The organism is Halomonas sp. G11 (assembly GCF_001663515.1).
GTDB lineage: Bacteria > Pseudomonadota > Gammaproteobacteria > Pseudomonadales > Halomonadaceae > Vreelandella.
In genome coordinates, this window is sequence record NZ_LYXG01000040.1 from 123,408 (window position 1) to 139,904 (window position 16,497).

General features: G+C 57.7%; 15 protein-coding genes. 2 read left to right on the forward strand and 13 right to left on the reverse strand.

Annotation, left to right across the window (positions count from 1 at the left end; all coding sequences use genetic code 11):
* Positions 1-23 precede the first annotated feature (23 nt).
* Positions 24-680, reverse strand: coding sequence for a LysE family translocator (locus ADS46_RS14340; protein ID WP_066321171.1), 657 nt, complete (start codon positions 678-680; stop codon positions 24-26).
* Positions 681-813: 133 nt separating this feature from the next.
* Between ADS46_RS14340 and ADS46_RS14345 the strand changes: the two genes are divergently transcribed.
* A complete protein-coding gene (locus ADS46_RS14345) occupies positions 814-1,017 on the forward strand; it encodes a cold-shock protein (RefSeq protein ID WP_066321172.1) in 204 nt (67 codons plus the stop codon).
* Positions 1,018-1,088: 71 nt separating this feature from the next.
* Here ADS46_RS14345 and ADS46_RS14350 read toward each other — a convergent pair whose 3' ends face one another.
* From ADS46_RS14350 to ADS46_RS14365, 4 genes are all read right to left on the reverse strand, one after another.
* Positions 1,089-1,823 (reverse strand): hypothetical protein, encoded by a 735-nt coding sequence (locus ADS46_RS14350; protein ID WP_066321173.1) that lies wholly within the window; start codon positions 1,821-1,823, stop codon positions 1,089-1,091.
* A 68-nt stretch (positions 1,824-1,891) separates the two neighbouring features.
* Positions 1,892-2,851 (reverse strand): lipid kinase YegS, encoded by a 960-nt coding sequence (gene yegS, locus ADS46_RS14355; RefSeq protein ID WP_066321178.1) that lies wholly within the window; start codon positions 2,849-2,851, stop codon positions 1,892-1,894.
* 35 nt (positions 2,852-2,886) lie between these two features.
* Positions 2,887-5,517 carry an aminopeptidase N gene (gene pepN, locus ADS46_RS14360; RefSeq protein WP_066321179.1) on the reverse strand — a complete coding sequence of 877 codons (2,631 nt, stop codon included), beginning with the start codon at positions 5,515-5,517 and terminating at the stop codon, positions 2,887-2,889.
* Between the two features lie 64 nt (positions 5,518-5,581).
* Positions 5,582-6,067 (reverse strand): YajQ family cyclic di-GMP-binding protein, encoded by a 486-nt coding sequence (locus ADS46_RS14365; RefSeq protein WP_066321180.1) that lies wholly within the window; start codon positions 6,065-6,067, stop codon positions 5,582-5,584.
* Positions 6,068-6,269: 202 nt separating this feature from the next.
* Here ADS46_RS14365 and cobO point away from each other — a divergent pair, with 202 nt between their 5' ends.
* Positions 6,270-6,869 (forward strand): cob(I)yrinic acid a,c-diamide adenosyltransferase, encoded by a 600-nt coding sequence (gene cobO / locus ADS46_RS14370; protein ID WP_066321182.1) that lies wholly within the window; start codon positions 6,270-6,272, stop codon positions 6,867-6,869.
* A gap of 86 nt (positions 6,870-6,955) precedes the next feature.
* On the opposite strand, the gene ADS46_RS14375 is transcribed toward cobO, so the two are convergent.
* The 8 genes from ADS46_RS14375 to mutL form a co-directional block, all read right to left on the reverse strand.
* A complete protein-coding gene (locus ADS46_RS14375; protein WP_066321184.1) occupies positions 6,956-8,251 on the reverse strand; it encodes an adenylosuccinate synthase in 1,296 nt (431 codons plus the stop codon).
* Entirely contained in the window at positions 8,251-9,444 is a 1,194-nt protein-coding gene (locus ADS46_RS14380; RefSeq protein WP_066321185.1) for an ATP phosphoribosyltransferase regulatory subunit, read from the reverse strand. Before ADS46_RS14380 ends, ADS46_RS14375 begins: the two co-directional genes overlap by 1 nt.
* 144 nt (positions 9,445-9,588) lie before the next feature.
* Positions 9,589-10,473 carry a protease modulator HflC gene (gene hflC, locus ADS46_RS14385; protein WP_066321187.1) on the reverse strand — a complete coding sequence of 295 codons (885 nt, stop codon included), beginning with the start codon at positions 10,471-10,473 and terminating at the stop codon, positions 9,589-9,591.
* Entirely contained in the window at positions 10,474-11,733 is a 1,260-nt protein-coding gene (hflK, locus tag ADS46_RS14390) for an FtsH protease activity modulator HflK (RefSeq protein WP_066321189.1), read from the reverse strand. It lies immediately after the preceding gene.
* Between the two features lie 138 nt (positions 11,734-11,871).
* Positions 11,872-13,182, reverse strand: coding sequence for a ribosome rescue GTPase HflX (hflX, locus tag ADS46_RS14395; RefSeq protein ID WP_066321190.1), 1,311 nt, complete (start codon positions 13,180-13,182; stop codon positions 11,872-11,874).
* A gap of 37 nt (positions 13,183-13,219) precedes the next feature.
* On the reverse strand, positions 13,220-13,468 hold the full coding sequence (gene hfq / locus ADS46_RS14400) for an RNA chaperone Hfq (protein WP_066321194.1): 249 nt from the start codon (positions 13,466-13,468) through the stop codon (positions 13,220-13,222).
* Between the two features lie 136 nt (positions 13,469-13,604).
* Complete coding sequence (gene miaA / locus ADS46_RS14405; protein ID WP_066321195.1) at positions 13,605-14,543, reverse strand: tRNA (adenosine(37)-N6)-dimethylallyltransferase MiaA; 939 nt, start codon at positions 14,541-14,543, stop codon at positions 13,605-13,607.
* Between the two features lie 45 nt (positions 14,544-14,588).
* Positions 14,589-16,493, reverse strand: coding sequence for a DNA mismatch repair endonuclease MutL (gene mutL / locus ADS46_RS14410; protein ID WP_066321196.1), 1,905 nt, complete (start codon positions 16,491-16,493; stop codon positions 14,589-14,591).
* Positions 16,494-16,497 lie beyond the last annotated feature (4 nt).

A 16,497-nucleotide genomic window follows, 5' to 3' on the forward strand; every position in this document is an offset into this window, starting at 1 on the left:
CCCAGAGACGGGCCGCGGCCGCGTTACACCGGCCGCTGAGAAAATGCCAGGCGAATACCCAGCATCACCAGTACAGCGCCGGTCATGGCGTTGAGCGTTTGCGCAAAACGCGCGCTGGCCAGCCATTTTCCGGCGCTGCCGACCATCAGTACCACACTGATTTGCCAGAGGTTGGCAATCACGAAGTGTACGCCTGCCAACCATAGCGATTTGACCAGGGCCGGGTCGCTCGGGGCAATGAACTGCGGCAAAAATGCCATGTAAAACACCACCGTCTTGGGGTTGAGCACATTGGATAAAAACCCTTCTTTCAGCGGCTGCCAGAGCGGAACGGCCGTATCAGAGGCCATCACACCTTTTACCGGCAATGGCTGGCCACGCCGCGCCGCCAGCAGGCTGCTGATGCCCAGCCAAATCAAATAGCCAGCCCCCACCAGCTTCAAGACGTGAAACGCCCAGGCCGACTGTAGCAGGATCAGCGAAATCCCCATTGCCGAGATGGTAGCGTGCACGAACAGTCCGCTGCAGATCGCCATGCTGGTGGCAACGCCGTCACGCAGACCGCCCCTGGCGGTGTTGCGAATCACCAGCAGCGTATCGACCCCCGGGGTGATCGACAGCAACGTGATGGCAATGACGAACGGCACAAACTGTGCATCGATTAGGTTGAATGGCGTCATAAAAAGGCACTCACAGAGTAGAAGAGATTCATCACATTGTGACTGGACGACTGGTTTTTTTACTTCTAGAGTAATTCAGGCGGGGCTGCAATAGCGCCTCGCTTGAACATCAAGCTCGTGAAGGAAATGTAAAATGGCAACTGGCACTGTCAAGTGGTTCAACGATACCAAAGGCTACGGCTTCATCTCTCCGGATGACGGTGGTGACGATCTGTTTGCTCACTTCTCCGAAATTCAAGCTGAAGGTTTCAAAAGCCTGCAGGATGGTCAGAAAGTCAGCTTTGAGGTGACCCAAGGTAAAAAAGGCCTCCAGGCTTCCAACATCCGCGTTGCGTAATATGCCATCGCGCCCAAGGCCCGCATCTTGATGCGGGCCTTTTTATGTCCCTGAAAGCCTCACCAGGGAAATCACTCCTCCAGTTCAAAACTCTCGGGGCGTTCTTCCTCGATTGATTCAAACTGTTCATTCAACCGCTGCTCGGCCTCTTCAAAGCGCCGCTCGGTGTCTTCGATCAGCTCATCGATATTACTACCGCGCGTACGCTCTCCGTCCCGCACCGACTCAGGTAGACTGCTTTCAAACTCCCAGCGCTCCTCCATCTCTTCATCGCTGATAGGCTCGACAACAGGTGACTGCTGCTCGACCTCCTGGAACTGTTCTTCCAGCCGCTGCTGCGCCTCATCGAAGCGGCGTTCGGTTTCGGCAATCATGTCGTCAACATCCGACCGTGTTGCTTCACCGGGCATTGCCCCGCCTTCCTCCAGCACGTCTTCAGGGTCAGCGGCCAGGGTGTCCTCGTCGGCGTCGACATCTTCAGTCTGTGGGGTCGTGTCTTCCTCAGCCTGCTCACTCGTAAGGGCGGCCTCGGTTCTCTCCAACTCTTCTTCCGCCTGGCGCGATTCAGTGGCATTGCCCTCTGCCTCGTCGCCGCTGGTGTCAGGCGCGTCGGCGGCCGCCTCTGTCTCTTCTTCAGTAGCTGCGTCAGTCGCTACTTCAGCATCAGCAGACTCTGCGTCTGCATCATTTGATGGTGAAGCGGACTCTTCCTGCTGGTTGGCGTTCGACGTTTCGTCGTTATCGCCACAGCCACTGACCACCAACATGACAGCTGCTAGCACGGGCAGCCAAACGCTTTTAGTCATTTATGTTGTCTCCTCAATGTGTACGCCTCATCGCCTCTGTAAAATGGGTCAATGACGGGTTATCAGTTTCAGGTCTCTACGACCGATGACAGTAGTGGACATTCATCGGGCAGCACCACATGGATGGCCAACGGCACAACGTCAGCGCGAAAGCGTCGATAATGGCGCGCTTCACCATCCAGTGTTAACGGCCAGGGAGGGTCTTCAGATAGTGTCGACACGCTGAGCGCATCCGCCGACACATAGCGCACGAAACGACCCTGGCTGGGGAAATTCTGTAATTCGCTAACCAAGTCCGGCAGCGCTTTCGCGGTGAGAAAATCCTTGACCACGAGAATATCGAGATGACCGTCGTCCAATTTCGCCCTGGGAGCCAACACCTGCCCACCGCCTGACTGGCGACCATTGCCAATCGCCAGCAGTAAAAGCGACGTCGACTCTTCGTGACCATCCCAATATAGCGTGCCACGGTAGCTATGATGTCGCCATGCCTTGACGGCTCCCATAAGGGAATAAGCCCCACCCCCCAACATGCGCTTGAGCATTTTGGGGGTCGACGAGGTAATTTCAGCACCAAAGCCTGCCGTCATCATATTAACGTAATAGCTGGAGACCGACTCAGTGTCGCTCTCGGCACATAGTTTAACGACGTCAATCGGGTAATCAGACAGCGTCAACGCCGCCGAGAGCGCCTCTGACGGCTCCAGCGGCAAGCCTACCGAGGTGGCAAAGTCATTAGCGCTACCCAGCGGCACAATCCCCATGACCGGCCGTCGGTCCTTATCCAGACGCATCAGGCCGTTCATCACCTCGTTGACGGTACCATCCCCGCCACAGGCAATCACATGCGTCATTCCCATATCGACGGCGGACTCGGCAAAATGCTCGGCATCACCTGCTTCCCAGGTTACCCGAACACTAATCGGCATCCCTGCCTTTCTCTGCTCAGCTACCGCTTCACGTAACGCCGCATTACCGGCTGATTTACCATTAACAATGAGTAAAAAACGCTTCTTTGGTGTCGTCACTGAGATTTCCTTTCGTCGTCGCTCCTTCGTGATCATTACGCAAGTGCTTTTTCAACCACCTCGTATACATTACTCGAGAGCGGTTCGCGTTGAATGCGCTCAAGCTCTGACCGCATCAAGTCCTGCCGCGTTTCATCGAACCGCTGCCAACGGGTCAGCGGCGTAATCAGACGTGCCGCTATTTCCGGGTTCAACCGATTCAGCTCAATCACCACATCCGCCAGCAGGGCGTAGCCCTGTCCATCCAGGCGATGAAAGTTGACACGGTTCTGGGCAAAAGCACCAATCAGCGCGCGCACGCGATTGGGGTTTTTCAGCGAGAAGGCCGGATGGTCCATCAGGTACTTCACTCGATCGAGCACGTCCGGCTGGGGACGCGACACCTGAATCGTGAACCACTGATCCATGACCAGCGGGTCATGGGCCCACTTTTCACCGAAGGTCTTAAGCGCCGGAGAGGCCAGGTCGTCGCGGTCACTGTGAACCAGCAGCGTCAAGGCATGGCGAACATCGGTCATGTTGTGGTTCGCCGCAAACTGACCTTCACAAAGCGCCACGCCCTGCTCGTCTTCAATCGACATCAGGTAGCTGAGCGCCACGTTCTTCAAGCTGCGCTGGGCAATCTGCTCAGGGGTCGGCGCATAGGGTTCACTGGAACGATTGGCCTCAAAGGTCGCCATGAACTCATCACGCAGCGCCATCGCCAGTGACTGTCGGACAAACTCTCGGGCTGCATGAATGGCATCGACGTCGACAATCGGCTGTTGCTCGGCAATGTACGCTTCCGAAGGTAGCGTCAGCATTTCGGCCAACACCGCCTTGTCCGACGGTGTATTGCTCAATAGCGTTCGGAATGCCTCGACGACACGACTGTCCATTACCTTCTCAACACCATTGCGGTGAGCGGCAATCAAGTCATCAAGCGCCAGCATCGCCAGCCGCTGCCCGGCATCCCAGCGGTTGAATCCATCGCTATCCTGGGTCAGCAGGAAGGCAAGATCTTCACGTGAATACGGGAAATGCAGCTTCACTGGGGCGGAGAAGTTACGTAGCAGCGAAGGCACAGGGGCCTCGGCCACGTCGGTAAATACGAAGGTCTGCTCGTCTTCGCGCAGGTGGATGACGGTCTCTTTGCCGAGCTTTTCGCCTTCCAGGGTAAGCGCCAGGTCCTGGCCCGACTTGGTACCCACCAGGCCCATGGCGATGGGGATATGCAACGGCTCTTTATCCACCTGGCCCGGCGTGGCGGGGGTCCGCTGACGCAGCGTCAAATGGTACTCGCCGTGGGCATAGTCATACTCGCCATGGGCATCGATTTCCGGGGTTCCCGCCTGGGAGTACCAGCGCATGAACTGACTGAGGTCAAGTCCCGAGGCCTCTGCCATGCAATCCACGAAGTCTTCGATGGTTACCGCCTGGCCGTCGAAGCGCGCAAAGTAACGATCCGCCCCTTGCCGAAAGGCGTCCCAGCCGACCAGATTGCACAACATGCGGACGATTTCAGCGCCCTTTTCATAAATGGTCAGCGTATAGAAATTGGTGATCTCAATATAGTGATCAGGCCGTACCGGGTGGGCCGTTGGTCCCGCGTCTTCGGCAAACTGTGCCGTGCGGAAAAACGACACGTCCTGAATGCGCTTAACAGGTGCAGAATTGGTCTCGGCGGAAAAACATTGGTCGCGGAAGACGGTGAAACCCTCTTTCAGGGACAGCTGAAACCAGTCGCGGCAGGTCACCCGGTTCCCCGACCAGTTGTGAAAATATTCGTGGGCAACGATGCCCTCAACTGTCTGAAAGGCGCCATCGGTGGCCGTATCAGGATGGGCTAATACCGCCGCCGAATTAAAGATATTGAGGCCTTTGTTTTCCATGGCCCCCATATTGAAGTCGTTGACCGCCACGATCATGAACAGATCAAGATCGTATTCACGCCCGTAAGCTTCCTCATCCCACGCCATGGCGCGCTTGAGTGACCCCATGGCGTGATCGGTTTTCTGCAGATTCTCCTCTTCCACCCAAAGCTGCAGTGTTACGTCTCGCCCAGACTGGGTGGTAAAGTGGTCTTCCACCTTATGCAGATCCCCAGCGACCAGAGCAAACAGGTAGCAGGGTTTGGGGTGCGGATCTTCCCAGACGGCAAAGTGACGACCGTTTTCAAGATCGCCTTGCTCAATCGGGTTACCGTTGGCGAGCAGAATGGGTTCGCGCTCGCGATCGCCGATGACGGTCACTTTAAAGGTCGACATCACATCCGGACGATCAGGGTAAAAGGTGATACGGCGGAACCCCTCCGCCTCACACTGGGTGCAAAACATGCCGTTGGATTGGTAAAGGCCTTCCAGGGCGGTGTTATCCTTGGGCGAGAGTTGCACCTCACTTTCCAGGGTAAAGCGCGCAGGCACCCGTTCTATACGGAGCCCCTCATCGCTTACCTGATAATCGTTATCCGCCAATGGGCTACCATCAATCAGCAAGGCGTCAAGGGTCAGTTGCTGACCGTCAAGCGTGAGTGGTTCATCAGCATTGGCCGATGCTTGTCGCTCGATTTGCAGGCGCGCTTTTACTCGGGTCGCGGCGGGGTCAAGATCAAACGTCAGCTCGGTATGGGTCACCCGATAGGCGGGAGGCTGGTAATCGCTTAAATAAACCGGCTGCGGATCAGACATGATGAGAAACTCCTTATGGTCAGTGCTGTTATTGGCGGCGTACAGAGACTATCAGGGCGTCGGGTCAATCCCGGAAGTTATCGAACTGAAGCGGTAGTTCCGGTCCTCCCTCACCGCGCAATAGCGACATGACGCTTTGCAAGTCGTCACGCTTTTTACCTGTGACACGCACCTTTTCACCCTGAATTTGTGCCTGGACTTTAAGCTTACTGGCCTTGATACGCTTGACGATGTCCTTGGCCTCGGCTTGATCCAGGCCTTGCTTGAGAGCGACTTCCTGGCGGGCTTTGACACCGGACAGAACGGGATCCTTGATATCCATGCAGCGCGCGTCGATGCCTCGTGCAATTAACCGATTACGCAGCACGTCGAGCATCTGCTTGAGCTGAAAATCGACCTCTGCCTCCAACTGAACAGTGTCCTTTTCGAGGATGAACGAAGCATCCACCCCTTTGAAATCAAAACGTGACTGGACTTCGCGATTCGCTTGGTCGACGGCATTGGCCGCTTCGTGCTGATCAAACTCAGAGACAATATCAAATGAGGGCATAGACGGATTCCTGACAGGACATGACCCACTATTCTAGAGCAGCCAGCCCCCTACCGGCCAATTCTGTCGGTAGAAATCGCCAAAATACTGAATCCAGCCAACTTATCGTGGAATAAAAGGGGATACGCCTTGATGTTCAAGGCACGATGAATCGCTTAACCTAGGACACCGCACCCCCTATTCTCGACCCTGAGGAAAATCCATGTCTGACCGCAATACACGCCATAAAGCATCAATGGAAAAACTCAAGGCACGCGTCGATGAGAAGGTCGCAGATGCCACCGAGCAGCGTGGTCTAGTGCTCATCAACACCGGCAACGGCAAGGGCAAGACGACAGCGGCCTGGGGTACGGTGACCCGCGCCCTTGGCTACGGCTATAAAGTTGGCGTTGTTCAGTTTATCAAGGGGCTGTGGGAGTGCGGCGAGCGCAACCGCCTGGAAGAAGATCCCAACCTGAGCGTTGCCATCATGGCCACCGGTTTCACCTGGGAAACGCAAAACCGTGAAGCGGATACCCAGGCCTGCCAGGCGGTATGGCAAGACGCAGAGAAAATGCTGGCCGACCCCGACACCTACCTGGTGGTGCTGGACGAGATCACCTACATGCTCAAGTTTGGCTATCTGGATATTGCCACGGTCAAGGCCGCCATAGAAAAGCGGCCACGCGAACAGACCGTGATTATTACCGGCCGTAACGCCCACCGCGAACTCGTCGCCATGGCCGATACGGTGACCGAAATGCAGGAAGTCCGCCACGCCTTCAACAACGGCATCCAGGCGCGCCGGGGCATCGATTTTTAAGCGTTCGAATGCCAGACCTAAAAAGGGGGCGAACACGTCGCCCCCTTTTTACGCCCACCCGACAGAATATGTCAGCTATTCAGCGATCATCCATCGAACGGATTGCGCAGCACAATCGTTTCGATACGGTCCGGGCCCGTGGAAATAATGTCGATGCTGGTGCCGACTTGTTCTTCCAGGAAGCTGATGTAGGCCCGTGCATTGGCCGGCAGGTCTTCGACCTTTTTCACGCCCAGGGTCGACTCTTTCCAGCCAGGCAGATCCTCATAGACCGGCTCGAGAGCCTCGTAGCCTTCCGAATCCACTGGCGTATCGAGCACGTCACCGTCTTTGCTGCGGTAACCAACGCAGACGCGGATATTTTCCAGCCCGTCGAGCACGTCCAGCTTGGTCAGACAGATACCCGACACCGAATTGATTTGCACCGCATGGCGGAGCGCGACGGCATCGAACCAGCCACAGCGCCGCGGACGGCCGGTGGTAGCGCCGAACTCGTGGCCCTTCTCGGCCAGATGGCGGCCGTGGGCGTCAAACAGCTCGGTGGGAAACGGACCCGACCCGACGCGGGTGGTGTAGGCTTTGGTGATACCCAGCACATAGTCCAGATACAGCGGACCAACACCGGACCCCGTCGCCGTACCACCCGCGGTGGTGTTGGAGCTGGTCACGAACGGATAGGTCCCGTGGTCGATATCCAGCAGCGACCCCTGGGCACCTTCGAAGAGAATATTCTCTCCGGCTTTGCGCAGATCGTGAACCATGCTTACCGTATCGCTCACCATGGGGCGCAGCTCTTCGGCCATCTGCATGGCGTTATCGAGCACCTTCTGGAAGTCCACAGCTGGCTCGCCGTGGTAATTGACCAGGACAAAGTTGTGGTAGTCGAGCACTTCGCCCAGCTTGGAAGCAAACCGTTCGCGGTGAAGCATATCACCCAGGCGCAACCCCCGGCGGGCAACCTTATCTTCATACGCGGGGCCAATCCCCCGGCCTGTCGTGCCAATCTTGGCGATACCGCGGGCCTTTTCCCGCGCCTGATCAAGGCACACGTGGTATGGCAGGATCAACGGGCAGGCCGGCGATAAGCGCAGCCGTTCACGCACCGGAACGCCTTTGGCTTCAAGCTCGCGAATTTCCTTGATCAGCGCTTCCGGCGAGAGCACCACGCCATTGCCGATGATGCAGGTCTTGCCAGGCCGCAGCACGCCGGAAGGAATCAGGTGAAGCACGGTTTTTTCACCGTCGATCACCAGCGTATGACCCGCGTTATGACCACCCTGAAACCGCACCACCGCCGACGCTGACTCGGTCAGCAAATCAACGATCTTGCCTTTGCCTTCATCGCCCCACTGGGTTCCCAGGACTACGACATTCTTACCCATTATGCACTCGTCTCTTGTGTCAGTGTCGTTGGCTGCCAACGACCATCGATAAACTCAAGACGGCGGTCACAACCGTGTTCCGCCGGTCCCGTACGCTGCCCTGGCAGCGCCTGAATTACCCGCTCGCCCTGCTCACGCAGCACGGCAATGGCAGCATCAAGCGATGCGGCCTGCTCGGCGGGCGCCCATATTGCGCCTTGCGCCGGCGAGGCCACGTCCAGTGAGGCCAGTTGCTTCAAGTCCATCGAAAAGCCGGTTGCCGGGCGCGCACGACCGAAGGCACGCCCCGTATCATCGTAGCGACCGCCTTTCGCCAGGGCATGGCCGTAGCCTGGCACATAGGCCGCAAACATCATGCCGGTGTGGTATTGATAGCCGCGCAACTCGGCCAGATCAAAATACAACGACACATCAAACTGTGCCAGCACACCTTGATAGAGGGCATCCAGCTGGTCCAGCGCCGCGACCACCGACGCGGGTGCACCCGCCAGGCGTTCGCGCGCTTGAAGCAAAATATCCGCATCCCCATGCAGTTCGCCCAGGGCCAATAGCATCTCGGCCAAGGCAGGATCTGTCACGCTGGCGCTGACGTTTTCTGCCAGCAGGCCTGGTGACTTCAGCGCCAGGGCGTCAAACAGCTGCGCTTCTTGCTCGGCGTTCAATTCCGCCGCCTCTACCAGGCTCCGATAGATGCCTATATGCCCCAACGCCAGGTGGATTTCCTCGGCACCTGCCGCCTGCAGGCTGGACAACGCCAGGTGGATAATTTCCTTATCGGCATCAAGCCCGGCGTGGCCAAACAGCTCGACCCCCACCTGGACAGGACTGCGTCCCCCCTGGTGCTGATCTGCCTTGGCACGCAATACGTTGGTGCAATAGCACAGGCGCACCGGCCCCTGGCGTTTGAGCGAATGGGCGTCCATTCTCGCCACCTGCGGCGTGACATCCGCCGACGCGCCCATCATCCGCCCCGTCAACTGGTCGGTCAACTTGAAGGTCTGGAGGTCCAGGTCGGTTCCCGTGCCGGTAAGCAGAGAGTCCAGAAACTCCACCGGCGGTGGCATGACTTGGTCATAGCCCCAGCCATGGTATAGATCCAGCAACGTCCGGCGTAGCTCTTCCATACGGCTTGCCTGAGGCGGCAGCACTTCGTCCATGCCGTCGGGCAATAGCCAGCGGTCAGCAATGGTCATGTGAACAATCCTGCGAGACGACAATAATGAAGACCCAATGACATAGGGCCACAAAAAAACCGGGCGACGCCCGGTTGATAAAGTCTACCACGTTTTGTGACGCGTTGAACCCCGCCGGTGTCCGACGGGGACTACGTCAAATGCTTAACTGTCTTCGTCGGGCATGGCGCTGCGCAGGTAGCGGAAGAAGTCGCTATCCGGCTCCAGCACCAGCAGATTGTCATCTCCCGAGAAGCTCTCACGATAGGCATTCAGACTGCGCCAGAAAGTGAAGAACTCCGGGTCTTGACCGTAGGCTTCCGAGAAGATCGCAGCTGCCTGGGCATCCCCCTCACCGCGCAGGGTTTCGGCACGCTCAGTGGCCTGGGCCAGAAGCACCTGGCGGCGGCGATCCGCGTTCGCACGGATGCGCTCGGCCTCTTCTTGACCCTGGGCACGCCATTCCCGGGCTTCACGCTCGCGCTCTGAGCGCATCCGCTCATAGACTGCGGCCGATACGTCGTCCGGCAGGTCGATACGCTTGATACGGATATCGCGAATCGCCACGCCAAGCTCTTCACGCATCAGCGCGTCGAGCTCCTCGGTCGGGCCGTCCATCAGGTCGTCGCGCTCCTCGGCGATGATCTGCTGAAGGTTCAAGCGACCAAACTGGTTGCGCAGGCTTTCGTCGACGCGGGGCTGAATCAGGCGCGTCGCCATCATTTCATCCCCTGCGGTGGCCTCGTAGTAGCGAGTGGGATTGACCACCTGCCACTTGACGTAGGAATCGACAATGACCGCTTTCTGCTCTTGGGTCAGATAGCGACTGGTGTCGGTATCCAGCGTCAGCAGACGAGTATCGAAGGTACGTACGGTCTGTGCAATCGGCATCTTGGCGTGCAGGCCTGGCTGAATGTCCTCTTCGATGACCTCACCGAAGCGCAGTTTGACCGCACGTTCGGTTTCATCGACAACATAAAGCGTGTTACTGGCAAGCCACGCAACGGCGGCAATGCCGCCAACGATTAGCAGGGATCGATTATTGATCATTTACCGGCCCTCCCTGCGGATAGAGCTGCTGTTGGATGAGGAGCTGCTGCTCTGACTGCTGCTGTTACCGCTGCGCAGGCTTTCAAGCACCTGCGGATCGACACCGTCGCTGTTGCCCTGCTGGGAGGCGGCGGCACCCTGGCGACGATTCAACTGCTCGAGCGGCAGGTACATCATCGGTGCGTTCTCACTCACGTCCAGCAGCACCTTGGGCGTTTCGCCAAAGACATCTTCGATGGCTTCAATATACATACGCTCACGCATGATATCAGGCGAATTCTCGTACTCGGCGAGCAGTGAATTGAAGCGATTGGCTTGACCCTGCGCTTCGGCCACGACCGATTCACGATAACCTTGGCCCTGTTCGACCAACCGCTGTGCCTGACCCTGAGCCTCAGGGATGATCGCGTTGGCGTAGGCTATGCCTTGGTTGATCGTGCGCTGACGATCTTCACGGGCGCGGATAACGTCATCGAACGCATCGATGACTGGCTCCGGCGCAGAAGTAGACTCGATGTTGATGGTCTGCAGCTGAATACCGGCGCCGTAGTTGTCCAGGTAGGACTGCAGACGGCTCGATACCGAGCTGCCCAGGATTTCACGACCCGAGGTCAGGATATCGATCATGTCGGTTCCACCGACCACATGACGCAGCGACGAATCGAGGGCGTTATCCAGCGACAGCTCCGGGTCGCGTACATTGAGTACGAAATTGCGCGGATCGGCCACCTGATACTGAGCGGAAATTTCCACTTCAACGATGTTTTCATCCCGGGTCAGCATCGACTGGGTCTGGGTCAGCGAGCGCACACGCGTCACATTGACCATTCGCACTTCGTCGATCAACGGCGGATTCCACTGCAGCCCTGGGGTAACGGTGTTCTGGTATTCGCCGAAACGAAGCACCACTCCACGCTCGGATTGATCCACTACGTAAAAGCCCATCGCGGCCCAGATCGCCAGTGCGACAATGATCAACAAGCCCGGAAGTGCAAAGACATTACGAGGCTTGCCGCCACCACTGCCCTTGTTACCGCCACCGCCGGATTTCTTGCCACCACCGAGCATGCTACTGAGCTTATCCTGAAACTTTTTCAGCGCTTCATCGAGATCGGGTGGTCCTTGGTTGTTGCCTCCTTTGTTGCCGTTGTTGCCATCGTTATTGCCACCGCGGTTTCCACCGCCGTCGCTACCGCCTCGTCGGCCACCACCACTCCAAGGGTCATGCTGGTTGCCACCACCGGGCTCATTCCAGGCCATACTTCGTCTCCACTGAGGTATTCACTCACGCTCAAGCACCGACGTTAACACGGGGCCAAAGCGCAATTTAGTATTATGCAATCTGGAGCTTGTTCGGTCACTGACCGGGCGCTCGTGCCCGCCCGCTGCCACGAGAGCTCACCATTCGCTCGTTTCGCGCAGATCGGCGGGCAAGTAGGTATTGGCGCGTTCGCCAAGCTGCGCCATCAACTGGTTAAAGTCGCGTCGCGGTAAACGCACGTTCAACACCGAACGTCCCTGTTCATCGAATGCTTCCTCCTGCACGGCATTCAATTCGTGAAGACCCGCACGCAGCTTGCCCTGCTCGGGGGCTAGCGTTAGCGAAAAGCCAATGACATCGCTCGCCAGACGCTCCGTGAGCGCTTCGTGGAGTAACTCAAGCCCCTTGCCTTCCTGAGCTGAAAGCCACACGACATCGGGCCTTCCCTGTCCATCACGCTCAATGCGGGGCGCGCTGTCCAGCTTGTCAATTTTATTCATGACCTTCAGGACCGGAACATCATCGGCACCAATTTCTTCCAGAACACGCTCGACCTGCTCGACGTTAAGGTCACGGTCGGGGTCGGCGGCATCGATGACATGCACCAGCAGGGTTGCTTCAGCCGCTTCCTGGAGCGTGGCCTGAAACGCTTCCACGAGTTTGTGGGGCAGGTGACGGATAAAACCGACGGTATCGGCCATCACGACGGGCCCTACATCTTCAATTTCCAGACGTCTCAATGTCGGGTCAAGCGTTGCGAACAACTGATCGGCAGCATACACGTGCGACTGCGTTAATGCATTGAAGAGGGTTGATTTTCCTGCGTTGGTATAGCCAACCAGCGAGACGCTGTGAATCTCGGCTCGCGCACGGGCTCGGCGGTTCTGCTCACGCTGGCTGCGCACTTTATCAAGTCGCTTGTTTATCGATTTGATACGGCCACGGAGGAGCCGCCGATCGGTTTCCAACTGTGTTTCACCCGGGCCGCGCAGACCAATACCGCCCTTCTGGCGCTCCAGGTGAGTCCACCCGCGAATCAAGCGCGTGGATACGTATTCAAGCTGAGCAAGCTCAACCTGTAGCTTACCTTCATGGGTGCGTGCACGCTGTGCAAAAATATCCAGAATCAGGCCCGTCCGGTCCAGCACGCGACATTTGAGCTCACGCTCAAGATTACGCTGCTGCGATGGGCCTAGACCATGGTTAAAGATGACCAGCTCAGCCTGGTGAGCTGCGAGCATTGCCCGCAGCTCTTCCAACTTGCCCGACCCGATAAAAGTGCGCGAATCAGGGCGGTGTCGGCTGGCCGTGAGCAATGTCGCAGCTTCTGCACCGGCAGAACGTACGAGCTCTAAAAACTCACCCGGGTCTTCGCGCGCTTGCTCATCCTGAAAATCAACGTGAACAAGCACTGCCGTTTCGCCGGCTTCAGGGCGTTCAAAAAACAATCAATACCTCGTGGACTGTTTTGCTGATCCCACCGTGTTACTCATCTTCGTCCGGAGCGGCCGGATCTTGTGCAGGCAACCGCACATTTCGTGATGGTACGACGGTTGAAATCGCATGTTTATAAACCATCTGGCTGACGGTATTGCGCAGCAAGATGACAAACTGGTCAAACGATTCGATCTGGCCCTGCAGCTTGATGCCGTTGACCAGGAAAATAGAGACCGGAATGCGCTCCTTGCGCAAAATATTCAGGTACGGGTCTTGAAGGGACTGCCCTTTGGACATGTTGCTCTCCCTAAAACTGTCGTTGGGGGTTAATTATGGATGGCGTGCCCAACTGGTGCTACGCCGACATCTTATTGGCCAAAGGCCTGCTCGCTCGGCCACTCGAAATCATGACTTACGAACCTTCTATCTTACGCTAAGCACCGCTTCCGCGCACGATTTTCAGCACCTTGTCCAAGGCGTCGGGCTGCAGAGTATCGATCCAATGCAGTGACGGCCAACGCCTCAGCCAGGTAATTTGCCGCTTGGCGAGCTGTCGGGTAGCGATGATGCCGCGCTCGCGTAGCATTGCGTCATCATAACGACCTTCCAGGTAATCCCAAACCTGTCGGTAACCAACGCTTTTAATGGCGGGCAAATTACCATGCAAGTCATCACGTTGTTTGAGGGCGGCGACTTCATCTATCAAGCCCTCTGCCAACATCATTTCAAACCGCTGTGCGATGCGCTGGTGCAATATCGCACGATCCACGGGCAATAACCCTATCGACAATACCCGCCAGGGAAAGGTTTCCGGCTGCTGTTCAGCCCACAATGCGCTCATGGGACGACCGCTGGCGTAATACACTTCCAGAGCACGCATGAGGCGCTGAGGGTCGTTGGGATGGATACGCTGCGCGGAAGGCGGATCCACTTCCGCCAATGTTCGATGCAGGGCTGAAAGCCCTTCTGCCTGCCACCTCGCTTCCAACTCTTTGCGGATGGAAGCGTCCGCCGACGGCAGATTGGCGACACCTTCGATCAGGTGCTTGTAATAAAGCATGGTACCGCCTACCAGCAACGGCACCTGGCCCGCCGCGCTGATTTGTCGCATCTCATCAAGCGCATCGCAGCGAAAATCGGCTGCTGAATACGGCTCGGCCGGGTCACGGATATCGATCAATCGGTGTGGCGCGCGGGCAAGTTCATCGGCACTGGGCTTGGCACTACCGATATCCATGCCACGATACACCATCGCCGAATCGACACTGATCAACGGGTAACCCAACCGCTCATGCAGCGCTATGGCCGTATCGGTTTTCCCCGAGGCGGTCGGCCCCATTAAAAAAATTGCCCAAGGGCGTGTATCAGCCATTCGCTGGTAAAACTCCGCTCACCATACCTAATCCCAACATAGCCGTTACTGACCGCGCATGAATAGCCTATCCAGGGCTTTCATGTCCATTTGCGTCCAGGTCGGGCGACCATGATTGCACTGATCGCTACGTTCGGTACGTTCCATGTCGCGTAGCAGCGCATTCATTTCATCCAGCGTCAGTCGCCGATTGGCGCGTACGCTCCCGTGGCATGCCATGGTCGATAACAGTTCGTGGATGCGCGCTTCGACCTGGTGTGTACGCCCGAAACGGGCCAGCTCTTCAAGCATTTCACGTACCAGCGCCTCGGGATCCGCCTGCGCAAGCATGGCCGGAAGCTGTCGCACCAGCAGCGTTTCAGGCCCCGCCACATCCAGCTCTACCCCCAGTTTGGCGATCGCATCACGTTCACTTTCCACGGTGGCTACTTCGCTGCGGCTGGCGGCCAATGACACGGGCACCAGTAACGGCTGCGTGTCGATCCCCTGTGACGCGGCCAACTGATTTTTCATTCGCTCATAGACGATGCGCTCGTGGGCAGCGTGCATATCCACCAACACCAGGCCATGGACGTTCTGCGCCAATATATAGACCCCATGAAGCTGGCCGAGGGCAAACCCCAGCGGCGGCGCACTGGTAGGATCAGCCTCCGGCATGGCCAGCGGCACTTCGCGCACGTCGCCCTGTGCCTTGTCGGGTGCGCCCTCATGGGCAGTCGGCTGGGGGGTCAGCAATGTCTCTTCATGGTCAGGGTGCAACGCCTGATACCCTTGCATGAAACGGCGCACCCGTTCGCCACCCGGGTGCCGGTCGACTGATGGAGACGCTGAGGGTGACAGCGCCATGCCCTGCTGTTGCCAGCGGGCAGGCTCGCCCGGCGTCTCTTTCTCTTCGGGGGTCGTTGCCTGAGATGACGAAGCAGCGCTTGCGTCTTCGGCGTTGGGCCGGGCGTCTGCCAGGCTGTGATGCAGGCTTGAATAAAGAAAGTCGTGCACCATCCGCCCGTCGCGGAAACGCACCTCGTGCTTGGTAGGATGAACATTGACATCCACCACATCGGGGTCAAGCGTCAAGTAAAGAACAAAGACCGGGTGGCGCCCGTTGTAGAGAACATCGCGGTACGCCTGTCGAACGGCATGGGCAACCAGCCGATCGCGCACCACACGGCCGTTAACAAAAAAGTATTGTTGATCCGCCTGGGCGCGGGAGTGAGTGGGCAAGCCTACCCAACCGCTCAGGCGAAGTGCCCCGGCTTCGCGCTCGATATAGCGTGCGTGCTCAATAAAGTTATTGCCGAGCAGCGAGGCAATGCGTCGCTCACGGGCCGTTTCCGTATCGCCCGGTGGCAGTTGATGGACCACTTTCTGATTATGTCGCAGGGTCCAGGCAATGTCGTAGCGCGATAGAGCCTGGCGGCGGAAAGCTTCCTCGACGTGGGCAAATTCGGTTTTTTCGGTACGTAGAAACTTACGTCGCGCGGGGGTATTAAAAAACAGGTCGCGAACCGACACGCTGGTGCCTCGAGGATGAGGCGCCGGCGTTACCCGCGTCTCCATGCCACGCCCTTCAGCCACCACTCGCCAACCCTGGCGCGGGTCGTCCAGCGCATTGGACACCAGCTCCAGGCGCGATACCGAGCTGATTGACGCCAGCGCTTCACCGCGAAAACCCAGTGAGCTGACACCTTCCAGGTCTTCCAGGCTATCGATTTTGCTGGTGGCATGGCGGGCAAGCGCCAACGGCAGATCCTGCTCACCAATGCCGATACCATCGTCGCGAATCTTGATGAGCCGCGCACCGCCCGCTTCAATATCGACTTCGATGCGCTGGCTGCCCGCGTCAATGGCGTTTTCGATCAATTCCTTGGTCACCGAGGCCGGTCGCTCGACCACTTCCCCAGCGGCAATCTGGTTCGCCAACCGGGGATCCAAGACGTGTATGCGCGGCATAGTG

Excerpts from the sequence above, each read along its gene's own strand:
- hfq (WP_066321194.1), bottom strand. The coding sequence starts at position 13,468 with ATGTCCAAAGGGCAGTCCCTTCAAGACCCGTACCTGAATATTTTGCGC.
- miaA (WP_066321195.1), bottom strand. The coding sequence starts at position 14,543 with ATGGCTGATACACGCCCTTGGGCAATTTTTTTAATGGGGCCGACCGCC.
- ADS46_RS14350 (WP_066321173.1), bottom strand. The coding sequence starts at position 1,823 with ATGACTAAAAGCGTTTGGCTGCCCGTGCTAGCAGCTGTCATGTTGGTG.
- mutL (WP_066321196.1), bottom strand. The coding sequence starts at position 16,493 with ATGCCGCGCATACACGTCTTGGATCCCCGGTTGGCGAACCAGATTGCC.
- ADS46_RS14380 (WP_066321185.1), bottom strand. The coding sequence starts at position 9,444 with ATGACCATTGCTGACCGCTGGCTATTGCCCGACGGCATGGACGAAGTG.
- cobO (WP_066321182.1), top strand. The coding sequence starts at position 6,270 with ATGTCTGACCGCAATACACGCCATAAAGCATCAATGGAAAAACTCAAG.
- ADS46_RS14365 (WP_066321180.1), bottom strand. The coding sequence starts at position 6,067 with ATGCCCTCATTTGATATTGTCTCTGAGTTTGATCAGCACGAAGCGGCC.
- ADS46_RS14345 (WP_066321172.1), top strand. The coding sequence starts at position 814 with ATGGCAACTGGCACTGTCAAGTGGTTCAACGATACCAAAGGCTACGGC.
- ADS46_RS14375 (WP_066321184.1), bottom strand. The coding sequence starts at position 8,251 with ATGGGTAAGAATGTCGTAGTCCTGGGAACCCAGTGGGGCGATGAAGGC.
- hflK (WP_066321189.1), bottom strand. The coding sequence starts at position 11,733 with ATGGCCTGGAATGAGCCCGGTGGTGGCAACCAGCATGACCCTTGGAGT.
- pepN (WP_066321179.1), bottom strand. The coding sequence starts at position 5,517 with ATGTCTGATCCGCAGCCGGTTTATTTAAGCGATTACCAGCCTCCCGCC.
- hflC (WP_066321187.1), bottom strand. The coding sequence starts at position 10,473 with ATGATCAATAATCGATCCCTGCTAATCGTTGGCGGCATTGCCGCCGTT.
- ADS46_RS14340 (WP_066321171.1), bottom strand. The coding sequence starts at position 680 with ATGACGCCATTCAACCTAATCGATGCACAGTTTGTGCCGTTCGTCATT.